Consider the following 21,945-nt stretch of genomic DNA (forward strand, 5'->3'; position numbering starts at 1 on the left):
CCTGCTAACATGCGCAACACAGCTTGCTGCCGACCGGATTTGCGGGCACGAAACTGAAATTTCAGGTCCCGGGTACACACGCCTTTCGAAGCGATGGAGCCAGCACTGAGCATGCCATCACGTTTGACTGACGGCTTAGTCCGTCTTGCCCCAGGCATCGTGCGCGATCAGAGCGGCCTCGACCCGGTTTCGGGCGTGGAGCTTGGACAGGATTGCCGTCATGTAGTGTTTCACGGTTTTTTCCTGAAGATCCAGTTGATCTGCGATCTCCCGATTGCTCATCCCCTTCGCCACACGTCGAAGTATTTCTTCCTCGCGATGCGTAAGATCATCCAGGACATCACTATCCTTGGAATTCTCCGCCTCTCTGTTGATCTGAAGCAGAACGCGCGAGGCCAGCCCGGGCGACACGAATCCTTCGCCCGCGGCGATGCTGCGCAGTGAGGCGGTCAATTCGCTGGCTGTAACACCTTTGACGATGTAGCCGATTGCCCCGGCTTCCAAAGCATCCGCAACGTCACTGTTGTTTTCCGAGACCGTCAATATCGCGATGAATGGCGGGTTTGCCATAGCCGCGATTTTTCGCGTCGCATTTATGCCGCCCCCGGGCATCGAAAGATCGAGGATGGCGATGTCAGGTTGATGAATGCCGACAAGTGAAACTGCCTCATCCGCGCTCGAGCCGGCAGCGAGAACTTCGAAACCATCGGCTTCGTCCAATGTCCGGTGCAAACCGTCCCTGAAAATCGGGTGATCATCCGCTATTACGACAGATGTTGTCATGACGTACTCATCTTTCTGGGAAATAATGTCATTGTGACAGAGGTGCCTTTGCCAGGGCTTGACCAGACTTCGAACCTGCCACCGATACTCTCAACCCGATCTCGCAAACCCAGAAGTCCCTGGCCTCCATCGTCGCGCAGTACTTTTCCGTCCGAGGGGTCAAATCCGGGCCCGTCATCGTCGACATGAATGACGACCCGATCGTCATGCGCCTTGCAAATGACGGTGCATCGAGAATTCGGAGCATACCTGGCGGCATTGGAAAGCGTTTCCTGAAGGAACCGAAAAACACACAACTTGTCGGAGACGGACAACTCGATCGTCTGGCTTCCCTGAAGTGAAACTTCTGGCCGCAGCGGGCTGTGTTCCGAGTGATCTTCTATGGCTCTTTTCACCACATCAATCAGCGCCAGATTGTCGATGTCCGGAGCGGACAAGCCCCGCGACAACGCACGAATTTCGGCCAGGGACTTCTGCAAAGACTGTTGTATTTCCTCAGCTTCCGCAGGCTTTTCTGGCCTGTCCGAGAACGCCGCCTCCAACCTGAGGGCCGCAAGGGACAGGTATTGAGCTGGGCCGTCATGAAGCTCGGAACCAAGTTTCTTCAGAAAGCGATCCGTTTGCGTGGCATATCGTTCCGACGCTTCGACCACGCGCGACCGCAGCCTGGCGTTCTGCTCTGCCATCTGCTCGCTCTCTTTCAGGCGCCGCTCCAACAGGCGCCCCTGGCGTCGAATGGTGTTGTCACCGATTGCCACGATGGAAAACAGAACGATTGTACTTGCCGCAAACGCTGATCCGACGACCAGCCAGCTTGTCCGCCGGGCTCTGGCCATATCAACTTCCAGCTGTTCCGCTTTTTCATAAAACTCTGCAACTGCAATGATATCGCCCGACCAGAGTTCTCGGATCGGGCTGTACACTTCAAGCAGCGGGATCCCAAGTGCTGCTTCTGCGGCGCTTTCGGCATGGTCGAGATCTTCGAACGAACCCGAAATCTCTCCACTCCAGGCTCGGCTCAGATCGTCAGTCGGATCGAAACGGCTTCCAATGATGGTCGGATCCGACGCGTGCGCGATCACGCCGCCTTGCTTCCAAAACTTGAAGGACACAATGCGGTCACGCAGTGGCTGGGTCATGAATATTTCGTCCAGTGCCCGCCTTGCTTGATCGGAAAGACGATCCCCGTATGCAAGTTCCTGGCTGAGAGGGGATACGATGCTCTCCATATATAGCGCCGCGGAGTTGGCGGAGTTTTGGACAACTGCATTCTCGATCCGATTTGACACCCACACGCCAACTATCGCGGTGGCCGTTCCCATCACGACAATGCAGGCCGCAAGAAAAACTCGCGACAATGACCAATTGCGAACTGACAGATCGGAAATCTCGGGTCTCATTTCACGTTCAACTATGAACGACAATCCCTGTCCGCACCACCGACCTTGGTCTGAACTCATCAGCGTTCGGTTTCAGAATTTGGATCATGTCGACCCCTTGATCGCGCAATCGCGCAGGCGGCGGACAGAAGGCACGCGTGGCCTTGCAGGAGGTACACGGAGTTCACTCAAAACTCCGTACAGACGACCAGCGCATCGGCCCAAAGCCGTCCTCGGAGGAGCCACACCTACGGGCGAGTATTATTTTGTCACCCCGGCAGAGCAATGGACAGGCGTTCAACCAAAGCTCTTTGCACAATGGCAAATCTGGGAGTGCGCGCTATCTCGTCCAGTGTAGCCACCCACAGCGGAACGTCTATTCCGGGATCAATTTCTGACGACCGATGAAGCCGAGGATCCGCATTCCCGATAAACGAGGGCAGAAACGCTTTGCCCACCCCGGATGCCGCCATCTGCTGAAGCACCAAAAAGCTGTCTGCCCCGTTGGTCATATCATCGGCGCTGACATGTTCGGCCAACCATTTGGCGGGAAGCGAGCGGCTCAACGCCCCATCAAGCCTCATCCATTTTCGGTTTGGGGAACCATCGTCAAAAACGCCGAATGACAATGTTCCCGCTCGTTCGCTGACAAGCCCTTCTTCAAGTTTGATCGAGGGTCGCACCGCGATGTCCGCGGTCAACCTCGACAGATCATGATGGCTGTTGCCACTTAACAAAGTCAGTTCCAAGCCGGGGTAAAGCCGCGATATCTCAGTCAATATTTGGGGCAGTACAAGCTGACAAAGGCTGTCCGTGGACGCAATGCGGACCTGACCCACAGGGGACCGGTTTGCACCCACAATTGCCCGCTCTACGGAAAGTACCGCCTCTTCAACGCTTTCCATCGCCGAAAGAATAGCTCTGGCCTCGGGTAGGGCAGTGTACCCTGACGGGTGTTTTTGAAAGATCACGCATCCAAAACGGTCTTCAAGCGCGGCGACTCTGCGCAGCACCGTTGCATGAGTGACACCAAGCGCCCCGGCAGCCGCATTCAATGATCCGTGTTTCCTTACGGCCAGCGCGTATCGAAGGTCATCCCAGTTTTGGTTGTGCATAAATTAACAAGGAACAACAAATAACAAACAATTACAAGAAAAAATGTTCAGGCTAGTATTCGACGCATTGAACAGGGAGACGCACAATGATCAAGAAAATCCGGGCCGTTGCGGCAGGTTTGTTGTCGGTAGCCGTTATTGGATCAGCCATCGCCCATGAAAGCGAAAATCCTGCGGTGAAGGCTCGGACCTCAATCATGCAGCTCTATGCCTTCAATCTTGGCACGTTGGGCGGCATGGCCAAGGGAGAGATTGAATATGATGCCGAGGCAGCAACACGGGCCGCAAATAACCTGGTTGTTCTGACGCAGATCGATCAATCTGCGATGTGGCCTGCCGGATCCGACAATGCGTCCGACCCGTCCACCCGGGCCTTGCCAGCCATCTGGGAGAACTTTCCGGATGTAAGCGCAAAAGGTCAGGCCATGGCGGAAGCCGCCGTTGCGATGCAGGCGGTGGCAGGCCAGGATGTCGATGCCCTTAAGGCGGCGATGGGTGATCTGGGCGGATCATGCTCGGCATGTCATAAGGCTTACAGGGCACCGAAAGACTAAAGGAGCGCTGGCCATGCGGCGTGTGTTCATTTTCGCCGCAGGTATCGCTGTACTGGTCGGGCTGGTCGGTTTGGTGCTGACCCGTCCGAAAACAGTTGACCAGACACAACTGAACGGGATTGTCCCTGATCTCAGTCGAGGTGAGGCAGTGTTTTACGCGGCTGGATGCGCGTCCTGTCATTCTGCTCCGAACGCAACGGGTGAGGAAAAGCTGGTACTCGCTGGCGGTCGTCGGTTTGCGTCGGATTTCGGCACGTTCATAGCCCCGAACATATCCAGTGATCCGGTTGCCGGCATCGGATCGTGGTCCGCATCGGATCTGGCCAATGCCCTGCTCCACGGGACCGGGCCCGAAGGACAGCACTATTTCCCCGCATTTCCCTATACGTCCTACGCCAACATGTCAGCCGAGGACGTTGTTTCACTGCATGCCTTCCTCGGCACTCTGCCGGCGGTTCCAAGCCAAAGCGCAGCGCACGAGGTTGGCTTTCCTTTCAATATTCGACGCGGGCTGGGCGGGTGGAAGCTGTTGTATCTGAAACCGGGCTGGGTTGTGGAAGGCGATCTGACTGACCAGCAAATTCAAGGCCGATACCTGGTAGAGGCGTTGGGACATTGCGCAGAATGTCACACGCCGCGTAACGGGCTAGGGGGCCTGAAGCGCGATCTCTGGCTGACAGGTGCACCAAACCCCAGCGGAAAGGGACGCATCCCCGGGCTGACTTCTGCCCAACTGGATTGGTCCGAGGCTGATATTGCCGAGTATCTGAAATCCGGTTTCACGCCGGATTATGATAGCGCGGGTGGTGAGATGGTCGAAGTCATCGAAAACACATCCCGCCTTACGGATGACGACCGTCTGGCGATTGCGGCCTATCTCAAGGCCGTGCCCGCGTCACCGACAGACTCGCCGTCAGAGTAACCCTCTTTGGCGCCATGCGGCCGATGCCAGATGTCCTTGCCAGCCGTCAGCACGAAGCCGCAAGGCCTATTCCCTTTTCGCCAAACTCCTGTTTTACGTTCTGGGCACCGGAACGCAGCACACGCCCGCGTTTCTGTTCAGGATTGATTGAGGGTCGTGGCCAAATGACACAAAAAATCGCGCTTTGGTCCATTCCGATATCCCTGGCGGTACTGGCCCTGAAGCTGCTGGCCTGGTGGCTGACAGGTTCGGTGGCGTTGTTGTCGGACGCGATGGAATCCACCGTCAATGTCGCAGCGGCCCTGCTGGCTTATTTTGCGGTTCGGGTCGCAAACAAGCCCCCTGATGAAAACCACCCTTTTGGCCACAAGAAAGCCGAGTATCTTTCCGCTGTCGTCGAGGGCGCATTGATTGTGTTGGCGGCGTTCTTGATCATCAGAGAGGCCGTGCTGGCCCTTCCCAATCCACATCTTGAGGATGCGCCTTTTCTTGGAATCGCCGTCAATGTCATTGCAACGGGCGTGAATGGCGCATGGGCCTACCTGTTGCTTAAAGTCGGCAGGCGCGAAGGTTCACCTGCATTGGAGGCAAGCTCGCGGCACATTTTTACAGATGTCATGACGTCAGTTGGTGTCATCGCGGGGCTCACACTTGCACTTGTCACCGGCTGGCTTGTCCTTGACCCGATCCTTGCAATTCTGGTCGCGCTGAACATCCTGTGGGAAGGTTGGAAAGTCATTCGTGCGTCCGTTGACGGCCTGATGGATGTGAGCCTTTCTGAACATGACTTGCAGGTTGTTTCCAGCACCATTGAAAACAATCTGGGCGCTGCGCTGGAATATCACGACCTCAAGGGGCGCAGATCCGCGAATGTCATCTTCGTCGAGTTTCACCTTGTTGTGGACGGCGCAATGCCGGTCAGCGCAGCCCATGACATCTGCAATGAAATCGAACACGCATTGGAACGTCTTTATCCGGGTTCTGTTTTTGTCATTCATCTCGAACCCGATGACGAGCTGAAGGGTAACGGAGCACAACCGAACCAGGTTTCTTAAACCACTTGGTGCAATCGACTACGACCGAAGTCGTGGTTTTGGCGGGGACGTTCGGCCCGCAATTCATCAGACCTAAGCCCGATGTCGGGAAGCAAAGCCCCGGATAACCTGTCACCGACACCATGAGTTGGCTCGAACATAACCGGAGGCGAAAAAATGAAACTTCAAGGAAAACTGGGCCAGCTTCTCAGCACAGCAGCACTGGCTTCGTTGATTGCCGCGACGCCTTACGTGCCGAAGTTTGACACGGAAGGTCGCCTGCACCTTGAACCAGCCTATGCCTTTGCCAAAAGCGGCAGCGGAAAAGATGGAGATGGTGGCGATGATGACCGGGGGGATGATCGCGGCGGCGAACGGGACGACAACTCGGGGTCGGGCAACAGTGGTCGCGGTGGTGATCGCGACGACGACAGGGACGATGACCGCGACGACGATCGGGACGACAATTCCGGATCCGGCAAAGGTGGTCGCGACGACGATGACGATGACGACGATGATGACTCGAAGCGTTCAAATCGAGGCAGCGGCAAAAAGGATCAATCCCGGTCAGGCGGCGGGTCATCGCGCTCTGCCGGCATAACGAAGGTTGAGACGAACGCCAACGGCATCGAAGTGCGCTATGCCGATGGAACCAAGGAAGAAATCGAAAACGGTCGGTATGAAAGGAAGAATGCTCAGAACCGCACTGTGGAAGAACGGCTGGCGACAGGCGCCGATGTCTCAAGGCTCCGGTCATTGGCAGATGGTATCTCCATCGACAACGTGCGCTCGTCCGGCCAAGGAGGTACTGCGGGAAGCCGCCCGACGAAAGTTGAACGTCAGGGCAATAATATCGAAGTGAACTATGCCAATGGCTGGAAAGAAGAGATCGAGTTTGGCCGTTATGAGTTGAAAGACCCATACAACCGGACTGTCGTTGAGAGAAATGCAACCGCCGCTGACCGTCGGAGATTGCAGTCGGCAGGCAACTAGGCAACTACGTCAGAACGAAAGACAAAAGGCGGCTTCTCATCGTCAGAAGCCGCCTTTTCTAATCGTCATTGCCAGCGGTTATTGGCGTACTGCATTGCGATCAATGGCTTCTTGCCCAAGGTGTTGACGCAATATTCCGCCCAACACGAAAGGCACGGGCACCAATGTCGCAACCCGCCATAAGCGACGTCTCATGTATGTCCTGCCCCTTTCGCGCTTGCAACGACCAGTCATCCACTGGTTGTGAACCCTGATCCTAACGTTCACCGCGCCGATAGGGTGCCATCAGCGCGGCAGGCACCTCGGCCCTGCGGGCCACAAGAACGAGCGCGACGATGGAAAGCACATAGGGCGCCATCAGGAAGAGTTGATATGGCACGCCTTCAATCGCCGTTTGCAGCCGCAACTGGTATGCATCGAAAAAAGCAAACAGCACGGCACCGATCAACGCCTTGCCAGGCCGCCAACTTGCGAACACAACCAGTGCGATGCAGATCCACCCGCGTCCTTGAACCATGCCCGGGAAAAAACTGTTGAACGCCGTTGTCGTAAGGAACGCACCACCCACTGCCATCAACGCTGATCCGACAACCACTGCACCAATGCGAATGCGAATGGGGTTCAGCCCCTGCGCCTCAACCGCGTGCGGGTTTTCACCGGTCATGCGAATGGCCAGCCCCAGCGGTGTCCGGGCAAGGGCGTAGGCCATCACAGCCACCGCAAACAGAGCGAGGTAGGTCGGCAGAGCCTGGGAAAACAGGATCGGACCCAAAATGGGGATATCGGAAACACCCGGAACATCGAGTGGTTGGAAAGGTTCTATCGTCGGGGGCAGATCGCCCACTTCGACAAGCAACCGGTAAAGGTAGTAGGCCAGCGCGGATGCAAACAGCGTGATGCCAAGCCCCGAGACATGTTGCGACAATCCAAGCGGGACCGTTAGCATGGCGTGCAGCAATCCTAACATTGCGCCGCAAAGTGCCGCTATCATCAGGCCAACCAGCAAAGGCGCGCCCATGTAGACGGCAAGCCAACCGCTCATCGCGCCCATGGTCATGATCCCCTCGATCCCCAGATTGAGAACACCCGAACGTTCACAGAGCAACGCGCCGAGGACTCCGAAAATAAGCGGCGTTGCAATGCGCAGCACGGACGCCCAGAGGCTGGTATTCAGCAGCAGGTCAATTGCATCACTCATCGGCGCACCCGGTAAGTTGTGAAAAGAAGGGCCACGATCATGGTGAGCAGGCAGAGCGCCACGATCACGTCGGCAATGAAGCTGGGAACGCCGGTTGCGCGGCTCATGGCATCGGCCCCGACAAAAACGGTGGCGACGAAAACCGCGGCGGCGACCACACCCGCCGGATGCAAAGCGGCCAGCATTGCGACGACGATGCCGGCATAGCCGAATCCGGGGCTCATGGTTGTCGTGACCCCGGCTGTAACACCCATGACTTCGACGGAACCTGCCAGCCCTGCCAAAGCGCCTGACAGCAGGGCCACACCCATGATCGTTTTTGGAAGGGAAATTCCGGCAAAGGCGGCGGCACTGGCGTTCAAGCCTGCGGCGCGTGTTTCAGCACCAAAAACCGTGCGGGCCAGGATCAGCCAAACAACACCTGCTGCCGCGATGGCAAAAAGCAACCCGATATGAAGGCGCGTGCGGGGAATAAGATCCGGCAGGCGGTACTCTCCGCTCACGGGCACTGAGGAAGGCCAGCCAAAGGCCATCGGATCGCGCATCGGACCCTCGATCATGAGGCCGACGAAAAGGATCACAATGAAGTTGAGCAGTAGGGTCGTCACCACCTCATCCACCCCGAAACGCAGGCGCAAATAAGCGGGGCCCGCCAACAGGGCCGCACCCGCCGCCATGCCCGCCAGCATCAAAATCGGAATCCCGATCCATCCGGAAACCCCGAGAGAATGCCCGATCCACGCGGTAATCAGCGCGCCGACGAAGAACTGCCCCTCGCCGCCGATGTTCCAAAGACGCGCCCGAAAGGCGACGGCCGCGGCAAGCCCGGTAAATATCAGCGGCGTGGCGCGGGTCAGCATCTCGGTGATCGAAAGGCGCGAACCAAGCGCGCCGGTCAGCATTTCACCATAGGCAGTCAGCGGGTTCACACCTGCCGCTGCGATTAGACCCGCAGCCAATAACAACGCGGTAAAGATCGCGGCCAGCGGAGCAATGACCACAAGGTACAGCGGTACATATGTGCGTCGTTCAAGCCGCATCATCATCTTCCTTCCAGACACCTGCCATCATCAGGCCAAGGCGTTGCGGGTCAGCCTCATCAGCGGATATCGGTTTCGACAATCGACCCTTTACGATGGCCTGTATCCGGTCTGAAAGAGCTACGGCTTCTTCCAGTTCCTCCGAAATTAGCAGGATCGCAGCACCCTCGGCCCGTGCGGCCAGAAGCTCGGCATGAACTGCGGCAATTGCCCCTTCATCAAGGCCCCGCGTCGGCTGGTTGGCGAGCACGAAACGCGGTCCGTTGGTCAGGACTCGCCCCAGGATCAGCTTTTGCATGTTGCCGCCAGACAGCAGCCGTGTGCGCGTGTCAGGACTGGCCCCTCGGATATCAAATCGTTCGATAAGCCCTGCGGTGTATTCTCGGGCAGCGCGTTGTCGGACAAAGCCTCGGCGCGAAAACTCTGGTGTGCGCAGACGTTCAAGAACTGCATTTTCCCACAGGCTCAATTCACCCACGACACCTTCTGTATGGCGGTCTTCCGGTACCCTGCCTGCGCCAGCTTGGATCATGCCGCGCGGGCCCAGATGGCCGATATCCTTGTTCAGCAGTGTCAACTTCCCGGCGCCAGGGTGGATCAGTCCAGACAACAGCCCGCCAAGCGAGGCCTGACCATTGCCTGATACGCCGACGATACCAAGGATCTCGCCAGCGTGGACGGTGAATGACACGTCATCCAGCCGCAATTCACCGTCTTTTTCCACGCGCACATCGTTTGCGACCAGAACCGGCGCGCCAATCTCGTGGTCTTGACGAACGGGCCGTTCCACTTTGCGGCCAACCATCAATTCCGCCAACTCTCCGGGGGTGGTTTCAGAGGTCCTGCGTTCCGCGACCAACCTGCCGCCACGAAGAACGGCCACACGGTCAGAGGCCGCCATGACCTCATGCAGTTTGTGACTGATGAAGATAAGCGACAGACCCTCTTTCGTCATGTCGCGCAGCGTCTCGAACAGGCGCATTGCTTCGGGCCGGGCCAGAACGGCCGTGGGTTCATCCAGGATCAGTATGCGCGCGTCTCGGTACAGCGCTTTCAGAATTTCGACGCGTTGACGTTCACCCACGGAAAGGGACTTGATCCTGTCGTCGGGGTTCACGGGCAGACCAAACCGATCCGCGATCTGCAACAACTTTGCGCGCGCCTCGCCACGTGCGGACCGTGCGCGTGTCAGGGGTTCTGAACCAAGCATGACGTTTTCAAGAACCGTGAGGTTGCCCGCAAGCGTAAAGTGCTGGTGTACCATGCCCACACCCACCTCGATCGCTGCGCGGGGCAGACCCGGAGGCAACGCTTTGCCAAACACCCTGACAGAGCCTTCGTCGGCTGCGTAATGGCCAAACAAGATGTTCATCAGCGTCGTCTTACCCGCGCCATTTTCACCCAACAATGCAAGGATTTCACCCTGGGCCAATGACAGGGTCACATCATCATTGGCGGTAAGCGTTCCAAAACGCTTTGTTATGCCGTGAAGTTCCAGAACCTTGTTCATGTGGGCAGGCCTGCGATTGGAGACGGAAAGGTAAGTTCGTGCGCACGCGCCTCGATCAGAGCGCCAAGTTTCAGCAACGCAAGATCCGAGCCGGGTGGTCCCATCAGTTGCACACCGATTGGCAGGCCATTTGCCATGCCAAAGGGCAATGCCAAAGCCGGCAAGCCCGCGACATTGGCAAGTGCTGCGTTTGGGGCAAAGGCCTCCAACCGCGCCATGTGTTCATCCGCGGAGGCGCCAGAAAGGTCCAAAGTGCCGATAACAGGCGGCGCAAGCGATAGGACCGGCATCAGGACAGCATCCACAGAACTGAAAATCTTGCGAGCACGATATGTCAGGCGCGCAAGCTGTCTTGAGGTCGCAAAAAGCGCGGTGGCGGATGTGGCACGGCCCTCGGCAGCCATGGCAGCGGCAAGCGGTGGAACCTGGTCATCAGATATCCTGAGTGCAATGAGCCACTCGGCCAGCGAAACGGCCAGTATCGTTCGGGCAATTGCATGAGCCTCGGCCCCCATCTCGTCCGGGGTACAAATGTCATGCACCTCGCAGCCTGCATCGCGCAGAGCGTCAGCCGCATCCTTGGCGGCTTTGCACTGGTCAGTTCCGCAACGCTCGGGCAGTGCCAATGCAATGCGGGGGTGGTCCGCCGGATGTACCGGGGCCATGGGCTGGGCTACGGCTTGAAAGGCGGTTTCCACATCGCGTAGGGACCGCGCCAGAACCAGTTCTGACGCTATCCCCATCAGGTGATTGGCGAAATCAGGGCCCCCGGGCACCGCACCACGAGACGGCTTGAGCCCGGTCAAGCCGCAGCACGCGGCTGGGACTCTGATAGATCCGGCCGCATCCGTGGCATGAGCAATGGCGACGATGCCGCCTGCAACCGCAGCCGCGGCGCCGCCAGATGAGCCACCGGGCGTCAACGCGGGATTCCACGGATTGCGGGCCGCAGCCATGCCATCTGGTTCGCATGTCAGGGAAAGGCCGAATGGCGGTGTTGCCGAGACACCAAAAGGGATCAGGCCGGTCTGGCGCAAATCCTGCAACAGGCAGCTGTCACGTTCGGATTTTCGCCCTTGCGCGCGGATTGCCGCAGACCCGGCAGCAGCGGGCAACCCTATGGCGGAACCGCCGAGGTCTTTGACCAGGAACGGAACCCCGTGAAAGGGCCCACGTCGATCAGATGGCGCTGCATCTGCCGCCCTCGCGCCGGCGCGGGCCATGTCTTCGTCCAGGAACACCACGGCGCCCAGATCCGCCTGCGCGTGGCAGGCGGAAAGGCTTGCTTCCATCGCATCGGTGGCAGTGATCTGCCCCGCAGAAACGGCAGCAGCAAGAGCCGTGGCATCGGTCACGTCAAAGCCGCCGCGATCAGGAGGGCTCGCTTTCGTCGATCGGAACGTCCCATTCGCCGGATTGGATCGCGGCCTGTTTGGCCTCCATCGCAGGGACGGCGTCGGCAGGCACTTCGTCGGCGACATAGATCAGCTCATTGCCGCCATGAGCCATGAAGGAATATTCGGTATAATTGCGCCCGGTGGGATTGCCGGCCTGAACATCCGCCACGATGGCTTCGATGGTTGGCCCATAGTTCCATATCGCGTTGGCAAAGACCGTGCCGGGATAGCGCGGTGTATAATCTATCAGTGAACCGATGGCCTTCACGCCGCGCGCCTGAGCGGCGTCAGCGGTGCCAATGCGTTCACCAAACAGGATGTCCGCGCCCGCGTCGATCTGGGCAATCGCGGCTTCCTGCGCGCGAGCCGGATCAAACCATGCTCCGATGAAACCGTTAAGGAAAGTGGCGTCAGGGTTCACTTCACTGACGCCCATCCGGAAAGCATTGATCAGGAGGTTCACCTCGGGGATCGGATAACCGCCGACGGAACCAAAAACATTGCTTTCCGACATTTGGCCGGCAAGCATTCCGGCCAGATAGGCCGCCTCGTGGTTGCGGGTGCCGAAGACGCCAAAATTGTCGCCCTCCGGTCCGCCGGAGGACCCCATCAAAAACGCGGTATCGGGGTAATCACCCGCCACTTCGCGTGCTTCGCGTTCCACCGCGTAAGACTCGCCCCAAATGATTTGCGCGCCGCCTTCGGCGTATTCGCGCATCGCACGGGGATAGTCGGTCGGAGCCACACCCTCTGAAAACTCATATTCGATCAGGCCAGCCTCGGCGGCTTCCTGCATCGCCACGTGGATCCGGCTGTTCCATGCATTTTCGACCGGAGACATATGCACGCCAGCGACGCGGGTTGCAGATTGTGCATTGGCGCGGCGGATATAAGCCGGCAGGGCCAGCATGGCCGCGGCGCCGACCATCAGTTGACGACGTGTAGTGGTGAGTTTCATCGGAGTATCCTCTTCTGTTGGTGGCAATTATTTTTGTTCTTGGTCTTCCTGAATATTGGGCCTGGGCGCGTAATCCGCGGGATCCAGGGTCGAGGGGCGGCCGGGCAGGGAAAGCGCGGCCAGTCTTGGTTCGGTACGCGCCAGCACCTTGCCGTTTTTGATGACGGCAAGACGTGTGGCCTGCATGCGAACAGCTTCAATCGGGTCACGCGCTTGCAGCACAACCATGTTGGCTGGGCCGCCTTTGCGAATTGTCGGGTCAGGCAGACCCATGGTCCTGGCACCGTTCTGGGTAACGGATGTGAAAGCCCATTCCATCGCTTCGCGGGATGTCATCGGCACCGCATGCACGCCCATATGGGCCACTTCCAGCATGTCGGCGGACCCAAGAGAATACCATGGATCCATGGTGCAATCCTGCCCGAAGGAAACGTTCACACCTGCTGCACGCAATTCTGGTACGCGTGTCAGGCCACGGCGGCGCGGATAAGTGTCCGAGCGGCCTTGCAGCGTGATATTGATAAGCGGGTTCGGTACGACGTTCATGCCGCTTTCCGCGATCAACGGAACAAGCTTCGAGGCATAGTAATTGTCGTATGAATGCATCGCGGTGACGTGGCTTGCAGTCACACGACCCCCGAGCCCGAGTCGCGTGGTCTCATAGGCGAGGGTTTCCACATGGCGCGACATCGGATCGTCGCTTTCATCACAGTGCAGGTCCAGCATCAGGTCGCGATCCGCGGCAATTTCGGCCAGCCTCGTGACCGATCGGGCGCCTTCCGACATCGTGCGTTCAAAATGCGGGATGCCGCCCACTACATCGACCCCCATATCGAGCGCCCGGATCAGATTTTTCTCTGCATTTTCTGCGCGATACAGTCCATCTTGCGGGAATGCCACCAATTGCAGGTCAATATAGGGGGCAACCTGCTTGCGCACTTCTAGCAAAGCTTCGACACCCACCAACGGAGTTGACGAAACATCCACATGCGAACGGATGGCCAGCAATCCCTGCGACACGGCCAGATCGCAATATCGCATGGCCCGCTCGATCACCGCTTCGGGCGTCAGAAGGGGCTTCAGTTCTCCCCAAAGCGCGATGCCCTCCAACAGCGTGCCCGAAACATTCATACGTGGCGACCCGAGGCTAAGGGTGGCGTCCATATGGAAGTGCGGGTCGACGAACGGAGGTGAAACCAGGCGGCCCGTTGCATCAATTTCTTCGCGCGCCTCACCCATGATGTCAGCGGCAATTTCTGCAACACGGTCGCCGTTGATCGCAATATCCACCGGTTCGCGGCCATCCGGCAAGCTGGCCTTTCTGATGATGATGTCAAACATTCATCTGCCCCCTAATTTGACCACATGGTAAAAGTATTCAAAAAAATTGCTATTTATTTTTGCGATGTTTTGGAATTGGTGCCTGTGACGGCTTCTCAGCTGCTCATTATCAAAGCCCGACTGATTAAACTTTGGCCGTCTACAGCCCGGAATTTGGGGCAATGAACGCCCCGAGCCAAAAGAGCGCCCAATACATCCGCAAGATTGCTTGCCGATGCAAACAAAAGCTCTGCCCGCCACCGCACAGCAATATTTGATGACCGGTGCGGCGAACAGGGGCGACAGCCCACTGAAAAAAGCTCAACCGGAGCGTTGATTGGTGAAGACATTGCCAATCCGCAACCTACATTCGCCGTGTTTCATCTCGACCGGAATTGGTGATACCTCCTTGCACGTCATGACCAATGTCGCGCCAACGATCCTTTCCACGGTTTCCAGCCAGTTTATCGATGACTGGCTGACGGCATTGCGTACGCTATGTCCCGAGGTTCAGATGGCATCGCTTCTCGCCCGGTCGGGTTTGGTCGCGGATACGTGTCACCCTCATGGTCGCGTCACGTTGGATCAGATCGTGTGTCTCTATCAACTTGCCGCAGTTGAGACCGGTGATGAGATGATGGGGCTTTGGAGCCGCCCAATCCGGCCGAGAGCCCTGCAACATCTTTTGACGACAGTCCGGGAAGCCACGTCTCTTTCATCGGCACTTTATCGCTTTTCGACCTTCTGGAACTTGTTGCTGGATGACTATCGGTTTGATCTGGATGACGCCGACAACATGCTGGTGCTTACTCTGAAGCCACGGGGCGCGGCCCAGGTTCAGCGGTTCGGGCACATGCTGATACTCAAACTTGCCCACGGGCTCATGTCTTGGCTGGCGGGGCACGAAGTTCCGGTCAAGGCTGTCGATTTCGTGTTTGAGCGCCCCGACTTTGATCAGGATTACGCGGTCATCTTTCCGGCACCGCTACGGTTCGGCCAAGGTGCCACCGCGATTTCGTTCGATCAGAATGCGCTGGGTCCAGTGCAGGCGCGCAGCACAAATGACCTTGACAGGTTTTTGCAAAACGCGCCCCGAGACTGGATCTTCACCAGTTCGCGAGAGCACACCCAATCGCTGCGGGTGCGCACCTATCTGGTCCAATCGGGATGGGGCGCGGCAACCCTGACCCGGACGGCATCCGCGATGCACATGACCCCCCGCACCCTGATCCGCAGGCTGCATGCGGATGGTACATCGTTTCAGGCCATCAAGGATGCCCTGCGGCGTGACATCGCTATCCGTGATCTTCAGGCGGGGCGGAAAAGCGTTGAAGCCATCGCACATGATGTCGGATTTTCGTCGGCGGCCAATTTCCACCGGGCCTTTCAGCGTTGGACGGGAAGCACGCCAAGCTCATACCGCAGGGTGCAAATGTAGGGTGCCCGATTTGTCACTTTTGGACAATGATCTGTCATTGCACGAGATGGTCCCCAGCGGGCAGGCTCGCTAAATCTTGTTGTAGAAAAAACTTCTTATCGGAAGTTTTGCCCTCAAAAACTCATCATCCCGCTCATCCATGGCTTCCCGGTTGTGGCGCCATCTGAGAATGACCGTCGTGAAAGGATCCGCCAATGTCAGACAAACTCGACACCATACTCCAAGCCGCACGCGACCACGCCGTGCAGGTGATCCTGCCCAATGTGGATGCCTGGAACGCCGCGAAGAAGTGGCCGCGCGATGCTTCGGACAAGGCCGGGGCCGCTGGCCTGACGGGCCTCTACGCCCCCGAAGAGTTTGGCGGTCAGGGCTTGCCGCTGGCGCAAGGCATTCAGGTCTATGAACAACTGGGACGGGGCGATGGTGCCTATGCCTTTGCCCTGTCGATGCATAACATCTGCACCTTCGCGGGCTGCGGTTATGGCACAAATGCCTTCAAGGAAAAGTGGGCGCGGGACCTGACATCTGGTCGCAAGCTGGCGAACTTTGCACTGACCGAACCACAATCCGGATCGGACGCAACAAACATGTATTCACGCGCCGTGGTCAATGACGACGGCACATGGACGATCAGCGGCGCGAAGGCATGGGTCAGCCTCGCGACCGAGGCGGACATCTATTTCACTGTGGTCAAGACCAGCGACACACCCGGCCACAAGGACATGGCGATGATCGCCATTCCCGCCGACGCACCGGGCCTCAGCTTTGGGCCGCTTTACGATACCCCGTCCTACAACTTCCTGCCCCTGGCCGAAATGTACATGGACAAGGTCGTGGTCGATGAAACCAACATCATCCTACCCATTGGTCAGGGTCTTCAAGGCGCGCTCATGGCCATCGACATTGCCCGTGTTTCGATTGCCTCAGGATGCTGTGGATTGATGCAATCTGCGTTGGATACGGCGTTGTCCTATTCCAAGAACCGCAAGATGTTTGGCGGCAGGAACCTTGATCTGGACGGGATCCAGTGGATGCTGGGCGAGGTTGCAACCGACCTTGAAGCCTCAAAGCTTCTCTACCGAAAGGCGGCAGACTCCCTTGGCACGCCCGAAGGCCCCTTGATGGCCGCTCATGCCAAACGGTTTGTGCCAGATGCCGCAGTAAAGGCCGCGAACACCTGTACGCAGGTCCTGGGTGGTGCAGGGCTGTTGCAACCCTACGGCCTGGATCGCTTGTCCCGCCTCGCGCAAATGCTGCGGATCGTGGACGGGACGACAGAAATCAGCCGTGTGGTCATCGGGCGGGCCTTGCAAAAACGCGCGGCAACTCTGCCTGATCTGCCGGTACCGAAAGGTTTTGGCGAGACCGACTGAATGTCCCGCACCGGTTCGATGGGCGCAAATCTGAGATTCTGCGCAGACATCAGCAAGATCAAAAGGTACCGCATTATTGCGGCCGGTTGCCTGAATGGTTGACCGTGGTGCTAACTCGCCATGAACAAGGTCGCGCAAAGCGTATGAAGCTTTGCTTTCTGACGACACTGACATGTGGGACGGTGAAAGGTGGGGGCAGGGGAGGCGGGCGCATCAATAATCCCGACCTCTCCATCCAGACCGAAACATGCCAATCGCGATTACGGAACATTGCAATCTGACGAACCGGAAGCCTTTCAAGGCAGACATGCTCCGTTAAGCCGACGACGGCCATGCGCATAAAGCGGGCATTGCACAGGTCGGAATGCGGCCCAAGCCGGACATGAGCTCAGAGCTCAGTTGTTGAGGATGGTTTTCCAAAGCCGCCGTTCACACGCGGCGCTTCATGCACTTCGGCGGCATGTTCGCAACGCAGATTCACCGGATGTTCGAGTTAACAGGAAAACGTATCTAAGCGGAACGCCCTGACATCAAGGCCGGTTTAAAACAAAGTTCGGTGCTATCCCTGCCTTCATGATCGCTGCTTCAACATCATGCCCTGCGAAGAAACCGTATCCCGAGATGAGTGCGGAAGCTATGCCTGCTTCTCGTGCGCCCAGTATGTCGGTGTGAAGGCTGTCGCCAACCATCAGAACCCGGGACTTGTCGATGTGTCCGAGACGTTGGAAAGCAATATCATAGATATTGGCGAAAGGCTTTCCAAAGAACTGAGGGGCGACGCCTGTCCGGTCTGCCAGCCGGTGCGCGTAAAGACCGGGTTCCTTGGAAAAACCGTACTCGCGCGGAGCGACAATGTCAGGGTTGCCGACCAATACCGGGCGGGGACGCTCTTGCAAAGTGGCCTCCAACATGGCTTGTCGCGCTTCAGTCCAAACCGCTGACCCGATCAACAAGAACCCGTCGACGGTTTCGTAGGGCTTCGGGTCATCCTCCAGGTAGGACAGTTTCAGCCCCTCCAGATCGCGAAGGCCGGCACTGGGGGCCGCCATCAATCCCCAATGCAAATCACTTTGGCCGTTCAGTTCAGACAACAACGTGGCCCGGCTGGTTATCACGTCTTGCGGTGCAAAATCGTAACCAAGCCTGTTGTACTTCTCCATAAGAGTTGCGTGGGGAAACCCGGCGGCATTCGACACGACCAGAACACGTTTGCCGGCGGCTGTCAGCGACCTGACCCGATCTGGCGTATCCGGGATTGCCGTATCACCAATATTGAGAACCCCGAAAGCATCGAGGAAGAACACGTCAAACTCATGAGCTATGTCCTCCAGCGTGTCCGCCTGGCGATAGCTCAATTCGGTAGATCTGGTTTGCGGCAGGCGATGTCGCACAGCCTCGTAGGCGTCAAAAGCTTCTTGCACAGAGAAACCGGTCAAATGATGGCCCCTCGTACTTTCGCCGAAACCCATTCACTGATCATAACCGCGACGAGAATGACAATCAGGATCAGGCTGACTTGTGGCCAAGCCAGAACGTTGAGCGAAGCCGACAATTGCAACCCGATACCTCCGGCTCCAACCAGCCCGAGCACCGTGGATTCGCGGATGTTGATATCCCATCGAAAAACGGCAATGCCTGCAAACGCGGGCAGGATTTGCGGTACGATCCCATAGGCCATGACCTGCCAGCGTGAAGCACCGGTTGCCGTGATTGCTTCGACCTGCGTGTGATCAATCTCCTCAATCGCTTCGTAAAGAAGCTTAGCGCAAAACCCGATTGAACGAATGGCGATTGCTATGACACCGGCGAAAACTCCGGGACCAATAATTGCGATCAGAAGAAGCGCCCAGATCAACGAGTTGATAGAGCGAGTCGAGACAATGACCAACAGGGCAATCGGCCGGATGAACAAGGCCGATGGCGTTGTGTTACGGGCCGCCAAAAAGGCGACGGGCACTGCCATGCACAGGGCAATGATTGTTCCCAATGTGGCGATATTTAGCGTGTCCCAAATCGGGCGGCCCAGTTGGGTGATGTACTCCCATTTAGGGGGCGTTGCCCGTGTCCAGATATCATTGGCGATGCGGGGCGCGTCCCAGACGAAAAACCAAGTGGTCGATTCCGAGATCAGCTGCCAGCAGTAAACAAAGATCCCCACGCCCAACAGCCAGCCGAACCAACGAACCAAGCTCTGACCGGTTGTCCGGCGACGCCAGATTTGCGCATCGTCGCGTTCAAGTATCGGCATTATTGAACCCTCGCTCGAATAATTCCCGAAAGGTATTCCAGAGCCATCACGATGCCGATAATCAGAATGAGAATGGCCGCCGCGGTGTCGTATTCATAGCGGTCGAATGCGGTGTTCAAAGTCGCACCAATTCCACCAGCCCCCACAAGCCCGAGGATCGCGCTTTCCCGGAAGTTGATGTCGATCCGATACATGGAAAGGCCCACAAGTCGCGGCATCACTTGCGGCTGAACTCCATAGTTGATCCATTGTGGCCAACGCGCTCCAGAGGCCTTGATCGCCTCGGCCTGAACCTTGTCCATGGCTTCGATATCTTCGGCCAGAAGTTTCGAAAGAAACCCTATGGTGGCGAAGGAAAGCGTCAGAAATCCGGCCAACGGGCCAAAGCCGAAGATCGCCACAAGCAATATGGCAACGATGATCTCTTGCAATGCCCGGCTTATCGCAACAATACCTCGGCAAATCATATAGACTGGCAATGGCGCGATGTTGCGGGCAGCCCCCAGCCCAATCGGGATCGATATCAGGATACCCACGACCGACGCGGCCACTGTCATCACGATACTTTCCAGAAGGCCGCTCCAAATATCTGACCACCGTGAAATGAAGTCTGGGCTGGTGAATGCAAGCACAAACGCCCAACCGCGATCCAGCCCTTCATAGACACGACCCCAATCGACTTCGATGGTCATAAAGGCTGCGATCAGGTAGGCGAGAAATCCAAGGAGCAATGCCCAGCGGAGCACTGGGTTCTTGACAAAGGCAGGCTTACGCCAGCCTTTTCCCAGCATGTCGTCCAGTTCTCGATGGCTCATTCTGGGCTCATTCTGCGGCCTCGACATCTTCATCTTCGTCCACTTTTTCGATGGTTGCCTCCCAGTCCTCTTCCCCATAGATCTCGGTCAGCTTCTCAGGGGTAAGGCCGGTGGGAAGCCCATCATACACAATTTCGCCAAATCGGAGTCCCACAACACGGGGAACAAACATCTGAGCGAGCGCCACATCATGGATATTGATGATGGCCGCCAATCCGCGTTCCTGACATAACTCGGTGATCAGCCGCATGATTTGACGGCTGGTCTTTGGGTCCAGCGACGCGGTTGGCTCATCAACCAGCAACAGTTTCGGGTTTTGAATCAATGCTCGACAAATGCCCACCCTTTGGCGTTGACCACCAGATAGCTCATCTGCCCGCTTGTCAGCCATGTGTAACAACCCGACCCGATCGAGCAAGCGGAAGGCTTCGTCCACATCCGACTGCGGATACCGCCGCAGGAAACTGCGCCAGAATCCCACGTATCCCAGCCTGCCGGACAATACGTTTTCCATCACCGTGAGGCGTTCGACCAACGCATATTCCTGAAAGATCATACCCATTTCGCGGCGTGCTTTCCGAAGCGCGCCCGATCCGAGCTTGGTCAGGTCAACCTCATCCAGAAGGACACCGCCGCTTGAAGGTTCAACCAAGCGGTTGATGCAACGGATCATGGTCGATTTGCCCGCGCCCGAGGGCCCGATCAACGCCAGAACCTGTCCTTTTGGAACCTCAAGATCGATGGCCTTCAGCGCCTGATCTCCGGTCTTGTATGTTTTCGTCAGCTTTTGAAGACGCAGCATGAAATGCCCCAGATTAGGGTGAACAGCGGGCCCTTTCAGGCCCGCCGGATGAGCCAAAAATTACTGGCAGGCGTAAGAGACGCCATTTGCCGCGTCAATTTTACGAATGACGTCCCAGAATTCCTGATAGGTCATCTCAAGGAATTGGCCTTCGTTCGATTTTGAGAACTCCGCCTCCAGTGTCGTGCCTTCCCATTCGAAACTAAAAAACGCATTGCGGATTTTTTCCTGCAACTCGGGCGTCAGGTTGTAAACGGTGCCAAACCCTGTGGTCGGGAAGGTCTGCGACTTGTAGATCGTAACGACATCATCTTCCTTGATCACATCGCGCGAGATCATCCGGGATTTTACCGAATTCGCGATGGATGCCGCCAGGTAATCCTTGTTGGCGACACCCAGGATCGAGTTGTCGTGCTTGCCCGAGTAGACAGGTTCGAAATCGCGTTCGGGCAGAAGATCAAAATCGCTTTTCAGGATCGCCGAGGGCGCTTTGAATCCCGAGTTGGATGTAGGCGATGTGAAAGCCAGTTGTTTCCCCTTGATGTCTTCGACCTTTTCGATGCCCGAACCTGGATAGGTGATGATCTCCATCTCGTAACCAAAATTTCCGTCCTTCGAAGCCATGATCGTGAAGGGGCGGAACCCGGCGCAGTTTACCGCCAGTGGGTTGGAACCGGTGTTGAAGCCTGCAATGTGCAAACGCCCCGAACGCATCGCCTCGATCTGGGCCGCGTTGTTTTGAACAGGGAAAAAGACGACGTCCTTGCCAGTTTCTGCTTTCAAATGGTCAAGAAAATCTGACCACGCGGTTTTGTATACGGCGGGGTCTTCAACCGGCGTATAGGCAAAAATCAAAGTGTCTGGATCTATCTGCTCGGAAGGATCTGTGGGGATATCCGCGATCAAATCCCCGTCGGCATCACAAAAACGCTCGTCCAAGTCACCGCGTGGACAATCCTGCGCCGACGCCGTTCCACTTATCGACATGAGCGCGATTGCAGATGCCCCAAGCAATAGTTTGATATCGATCTTCATGTTTTCCTCCCAGTCAAGTGCGGTGCTTTTT

20 protein-coding genes are annotated in these 21,945 nt (G+C 57.3%); 6 read left to right on the forward strand and 14 right to left on the reverse strand.

The window, feature by feature from the left end; genetic code table 11:
- Window positions 1–135: 135 nt before the first annotated feature.
- The 3 genes from I9185_RS09385 to I9185_RS09395 form a co-directional block, all read right to left on the reverse strand.
- On the reverse strand, window positions 136–783 hold the full coding sequence (locus I9185_RS09385; protein ID WP_170345405.1) for a response regulator transcription factor: 648 nt from the start codon (window positions 781–783) through the stop codon (window positions 136–138).
- Window positions 780–1,922 (reverse strand): sensor histidine kinase, encoded by a 1,143-nt coding sequence (locus I9185_RS09390; protein ID WP_170345404.1) that lies wholly within the window; start codon window positions 1,920–1,922, stop codon window positions 780–782. The genes I9185_RS09385 and I9185_RS09390 overlap by 4 nt, the downstream gene beginning before the upstream one ends.
- Window positions 1,923–2,431: 509 nt before the next feature.
- Window positions 2,432–3,277, reverse strand: a complete 846-nt coding sequence (locus tag I9185_RS09395; RefSeq protein WP_210092890.1) for a LysR family transcriptional regulator — start codon at window positions 3,275–3,277, stop codon at window positions 2,432–2,434.
- A gap of 86 nt (window positions 3,278–3,363) precedes the next feature.
- Here I9185_RS09395 and I9185_RS09400 point away from each other — a divergent pair, with 86 nt between their 5' ends.
- From I9185_RS09400 to I9185_RS20410, 4 genes are all read left to right on the forward strand, one after another.
- Window positions 3,364–3,831, forward strand: coding sequence for a cytochrome c (locus I9185_RS09400; RefSeq protein ID WP_210092891.1), 468 nt, complete (start codon window positions 3,364–3,366; stop codon window positions 3,829–3,831).
- A gap of 13 nt (window positions 3,832–3,844) precedes the next feature.
- Window positions 3,845–4,753, forward strand: coding sequence for a cytochrome c (locus I9185_RS09405; protein ID WP_171636036.1), 909 nt, complete (start codon window positions 3,845–3,847; stop codon window positions 4,751–4,753).
- A 164-nt stretch (window positions 4,754–4,917) separates the two neighbouring features.
- Window positions 4,918–5,808 carry a cation diffusion facilitator family transporter gene (locus I9185_RS09410; protein ID WP_245223507.1) on the forward strand — a complete coding sequence of 297 codons (891 nt, stop codon included), beginning with the start codon at window positions 4,918–4,920 and terminating at the stop codon, window positions 5,806–5,808.
- A gap of 156 nt (window positions 5,809–5,964) precedes the next feature.
- Window positions 5,965–6,780: a hypothetical protein gene (locus I9185_RS20410; protein WP_245223508.1), complete on the forward strand. Its 816-nt coding sequence runs from the start codon at window positions 5,965–5,967 to the stop codon at window positions 6,778–6,780.
- 256 nt (window positions 6,781–7,036) lie between these two features.
- Here the strand turns inward: I9185_RS20410 and I9185_RS09420 are convergent, their stop codons facing one another.
- From I9185_RS09420 to I9185_RS09445, 6 genes are read right to left on the reverse strand one after another with little or no spacing between them, the layout of a single operon-like run.
- Entirely contained in the window at window positions 7,037–7,978 is a 942-nt protein-coding gene (locus I9185_RS09420) for an ABC transporter permease (protein WP_171636037.1), read from the reverse strand.
- The gene (locus tag I9185_RS09425; RefSeq protein WP_171636039.1) at window positions 7,975–9,018 is read right to left on the reverse strand and encodes an ABC transporter permease; all 1,044 of its coding nucleotides are present in this window, start codon (window positions 9,016–9,018) and stop codon (window positions 7,975–7,977) included. Before I9185_RS09425 ends, I9185_RS09420 begins: the two co-directional genes overlap by 4 nt.
- Window positions 9,008–10,528: an ABC transporter ATP-binding protein gene (locus I9185_RS09430; RefSeq protein WP_210092892.1), complete on the reverse strand. Its 1,521-nt coding sequence runs from the start codon at window positions 10,526–10,528 to the stop codon at window positions 9,008–9,010. Before I9185_RS09430 ends, I9185_RS09425 begins: the two co-directional genes overlap by 11 nt.
- Complete coding sequence (locus I9185_RS09435) at window positions 10,525–11,883, reverse strand: amidase (protein ID WP_210092893.1); 1,359 nt, start codon at window positions 11,881–11,883, stop codon at window positions 10,525–10,527. The genes I9185_RS09430 and I9185_RS09435 overlap by 4 nt, the downstream gene beginning before the upstream one ends.
- Window positions 11,884–11,899: 16 nt before the next feature.
- The gene (locus tag I9185_RS09440; RefSeq protein WP_209833956.1) at window positions 11,900–12,883 is read right to left on the reverse strand and encodes a BMP family protein; all 984 of its coding nucleotides are present in this window, start codon (window positions 12,881–12,883) and stop codon (window positions 11,900–11,902) included.
- A 27-nt stretch (window positions 12,884–12,910) separates the two neighbouring features.
- Window positions 12,911–14,224, reverse strand: a complete 1,314-nt coding sequence (locus tag I9185_RS09445; protein ID WP_210092894.1) for an amidohydrolase family protein — start codon at window positions 14,222–14,224, stop codon at window positions 12,911–12,913.
- A 397-nt stretch (window positions 14,225–14,621) separates the two neighbouring features.
- Here I9185_RS09445 and I9185_RS09450 point away from each other — a divergent pair, with 397 nt between their 5' ends.
- Together I9185_RS09450 and I9185_RS09455 are read left to right on the forward strand one after the other, a co-directional pair.
- Window positions 14,622–15,641, forward strand: coding sequence for an AraC family transcriptional regulator (locus I9185_RS09450; protein WP_210093087.1), 1,020 nt, complete (start codon window positions 14,622–14,624; stop codon window positions 15,639–15,641).
- Window positions 15,642–15,835: 194 nt separating this feature from the next.
- The gene (locus I9185_RS09455) at window positions 15,836–17,014 is read left to right on the forward strand and encodes an acyl-CoA dehydrogenase family protein (RefSeq protein WP_210092895.1); all 1,179 of its coding nucleotides are present in this window, start codon (window positions 15,836–15,838) and stop codon (window positions 17,012–17,014) included.
- A gap of 530 nt (window positions 17,015–17,544) precedes the next feature.
- Here the strand turns inward: I9185_RS09455 and I9185_RS09460 are convergent.
- Genes I9185_RS09460 through phnD form a run of 5 tightly spaced genes read right to left on the reverse strand, consistent with a single transcriptional unit; the run spans window position 17,545 to window position 21,914 of the window.
- The gene (locus I9185_RS09460) at window positions 17,545–18,450 is read right to left on the reverse strand and encodes an HAD-IA family hydrolase (protein WP_245223509.1); all 906 of its coding nucleotides are present in this window, start codon (window positions 18,448–18,450) and stop codon (window positions 17,545–17,547) included.
- Entirely contained in the window at window positions 18,447–19,262 is an 816-nt protein-coding gene (gene phnE, locus I9185_RS09465; protein WP_210092897.1) for a phosphonate ABC transporter, permease protein PhnE, read from the reverse strand. The genes I9185_RS09460 and phnE (I9185_RS09465) overlap by 4 nt, the downstream gene beginning before the upstream one ends.
- Window positions 19,262–20,077, reverse strand: coding sequence for a phosphonate ABC transporter, permease protein PhnE (phnE, locus tag I9185_RS09470; RefSeq protein WP_210092898.1), 816 nt, complete (start codon window positions 20,075–20,077; stop codon window positions 19,262–19,264). The genes phnE (I9185_RS09465) and phnE (I9185_RS09470) overlap by 1 nt, the downstream gene beginning before the upstream one ends.
- Window positions 20,078–20,084: 7 nt before the next feature.
- Complete coding sequence (phnC, locus tag I9185_RS09475; protein ID WP_170651922.1) at window positions 20,085–20,879, reverse strand: phosphonate ABC transporter ATP-binding protein; 795 nt, start codon at window positions 20,877–20,879, stop codon at window positions 20,085–20,087.
- A gap of 60 nt (window positions 20,880–20,939) precedes the next feature.
- Window positions 20,940–21,914 carry a phosphate/phosphite/phosphonate ABC transporter substrate-binding protein gene (gene phnD, locus I9185_RS09480; RefSeq protein ID WP_171636055.1) on the reverse strand — a complete coding sequence of 325 codons (975 nt, stop codon included), beginning with the start codon at window positions 21,912–21,914 and terminating at the stop codon, window positions 20,940–20,942.
- Between the last annotated feature and the right edge of the window lie 31 nt (window positions 21,915–21,945).

This window comes from Ruegeria sp. HKCCSP346, assembly GCF_017872595.1.
Lineage (GTDB): Bacteria > Pseudomonadota > Alphaproteobacteria > Rhodobacterales > Rhodobacteraceae > Ruegeria.

Bases quoted from the DNA above. Each gene is read 5' to 3' on its own strand.
- I9185_RS09385 (WP_170345405.1), bottom strand. From the start codon at position 783: ATGACAACATCTGTCGTAATAGCGGATGATCACCCGATTTTCAGGGAC.
- I9185_RS09390 (WP_170345404.1), bottom strand. From the start codon at position 1,922: ATGACCCAGCCACTGCGTGACCGCATTGTGTCCTTCAAGTTTTGGAAG.
- I9185_RS09395 (WP_210092890.1), bottom strand. From the start codon at position 3,277: ATGCACAACCAAAACTGGGATGACCTTCGATACGCGCTGGCCGTAAGG.
- I9185_RS09400 (WP_210092891.1), top strand. From the start codon at position 3,364: ATGATCAAGAAAATCCGGGCCGTTGCGGCAGGTTTGTTGTCGGTAGCC.
- I9185_RS09405 (WP_171636036.1), top strand. From the start codon at position 3,845: ATGCGGCGTGTGTTCATTTTCGCCGCAGGTATCGCTGTACTGGTCGGG.
- I9185_RS09410 (WP_245223507.1), top strand. From the start codon at position 4,918: ATGACACAAAAAATCGCGCTTTGGTCCATTCCGATATCCCTGGCGGTA.
- I9185_RS20410 (WP_245223508.1), top strand. From the start codon at position 5,965: ATGAAACTTCAAGGAAAACTGGGCCAGCTTCTCAGCACAGCAGCACTG.
- I9185_RS09420 (WP_171636037.1), bottom strand. From the start codon at position 7,978: ATGAGTGATGCAATTGACCTGCTGCTGAATACCAGCCTCTGGGCGTCC.
- I9185_RS09425 (WP_171636039.1), bottom strand. From the start codon at position 9,018: ATGCGGCTTGAACGACGCACATATGTACCGCTGTACCTTGTGGTCATT.
- I9185_RS09430 (WP_210092892.1), bottom strand. From the start codon at position 10,528: ATGAACAAGGTTCTGGAACTTCACGGCATAACAAAGCGTTTTGGAACG.
- I9185_RS09440 (WP_209833956.1), bottom strand. From the start codon at position 12,883: ATGAAACTCACCACTACACGTCGTCAACTGATGGTCGGCGCCGCGGCC.
- I9185_RS09445 (WP_210092894.1), bottom strand. From the start codon at position 14,224: ATGTTTGACATCATCATCAGAAAGGCCAGCTTGCCGGATGGCCGCGAA.
- I9185_RS09450 (WP_210093087.1), top strand. From the start codon at position 14,622: ATGACCAATGTCGCGCCAACGATCCTTTCCACGGTTTCCAGCCAGTTT.
- I9185_RS09455 (WP_210092895.1), top strand. From the start codon at position 15,836: ATGTCAGACAAACTCGACACCATACTCCAAGCCGCACGCGACCACGCC.
- phnE (WP_210092897.1), bottom strand. From the start codon at position 19,262: ATGCCGATACTTGAACGCGACGATGCGCAAATCTGGCGTCGCCGGACA.
- phnE (WP_210092898.1), bottom strand. From the start codon at position 20,077: ATGAGCCATCGAGAACTGGACGACATGCTGGGAAAAGGCTGGCGTAAG.
- phnC (WP_170651922.1), bottom strand. From the start codon at position 20,879: ATGCTGCGTCTTCAAAAGCTGACGAAAACATACAAGACCGGAGATCAG.
- phnD (WP_171636055.1), bottom strand. From the start codon at position 21,914: ATGAAGATCGATATCAAACTATTGCTTGGGGCATCTGCAATCGCGCTC.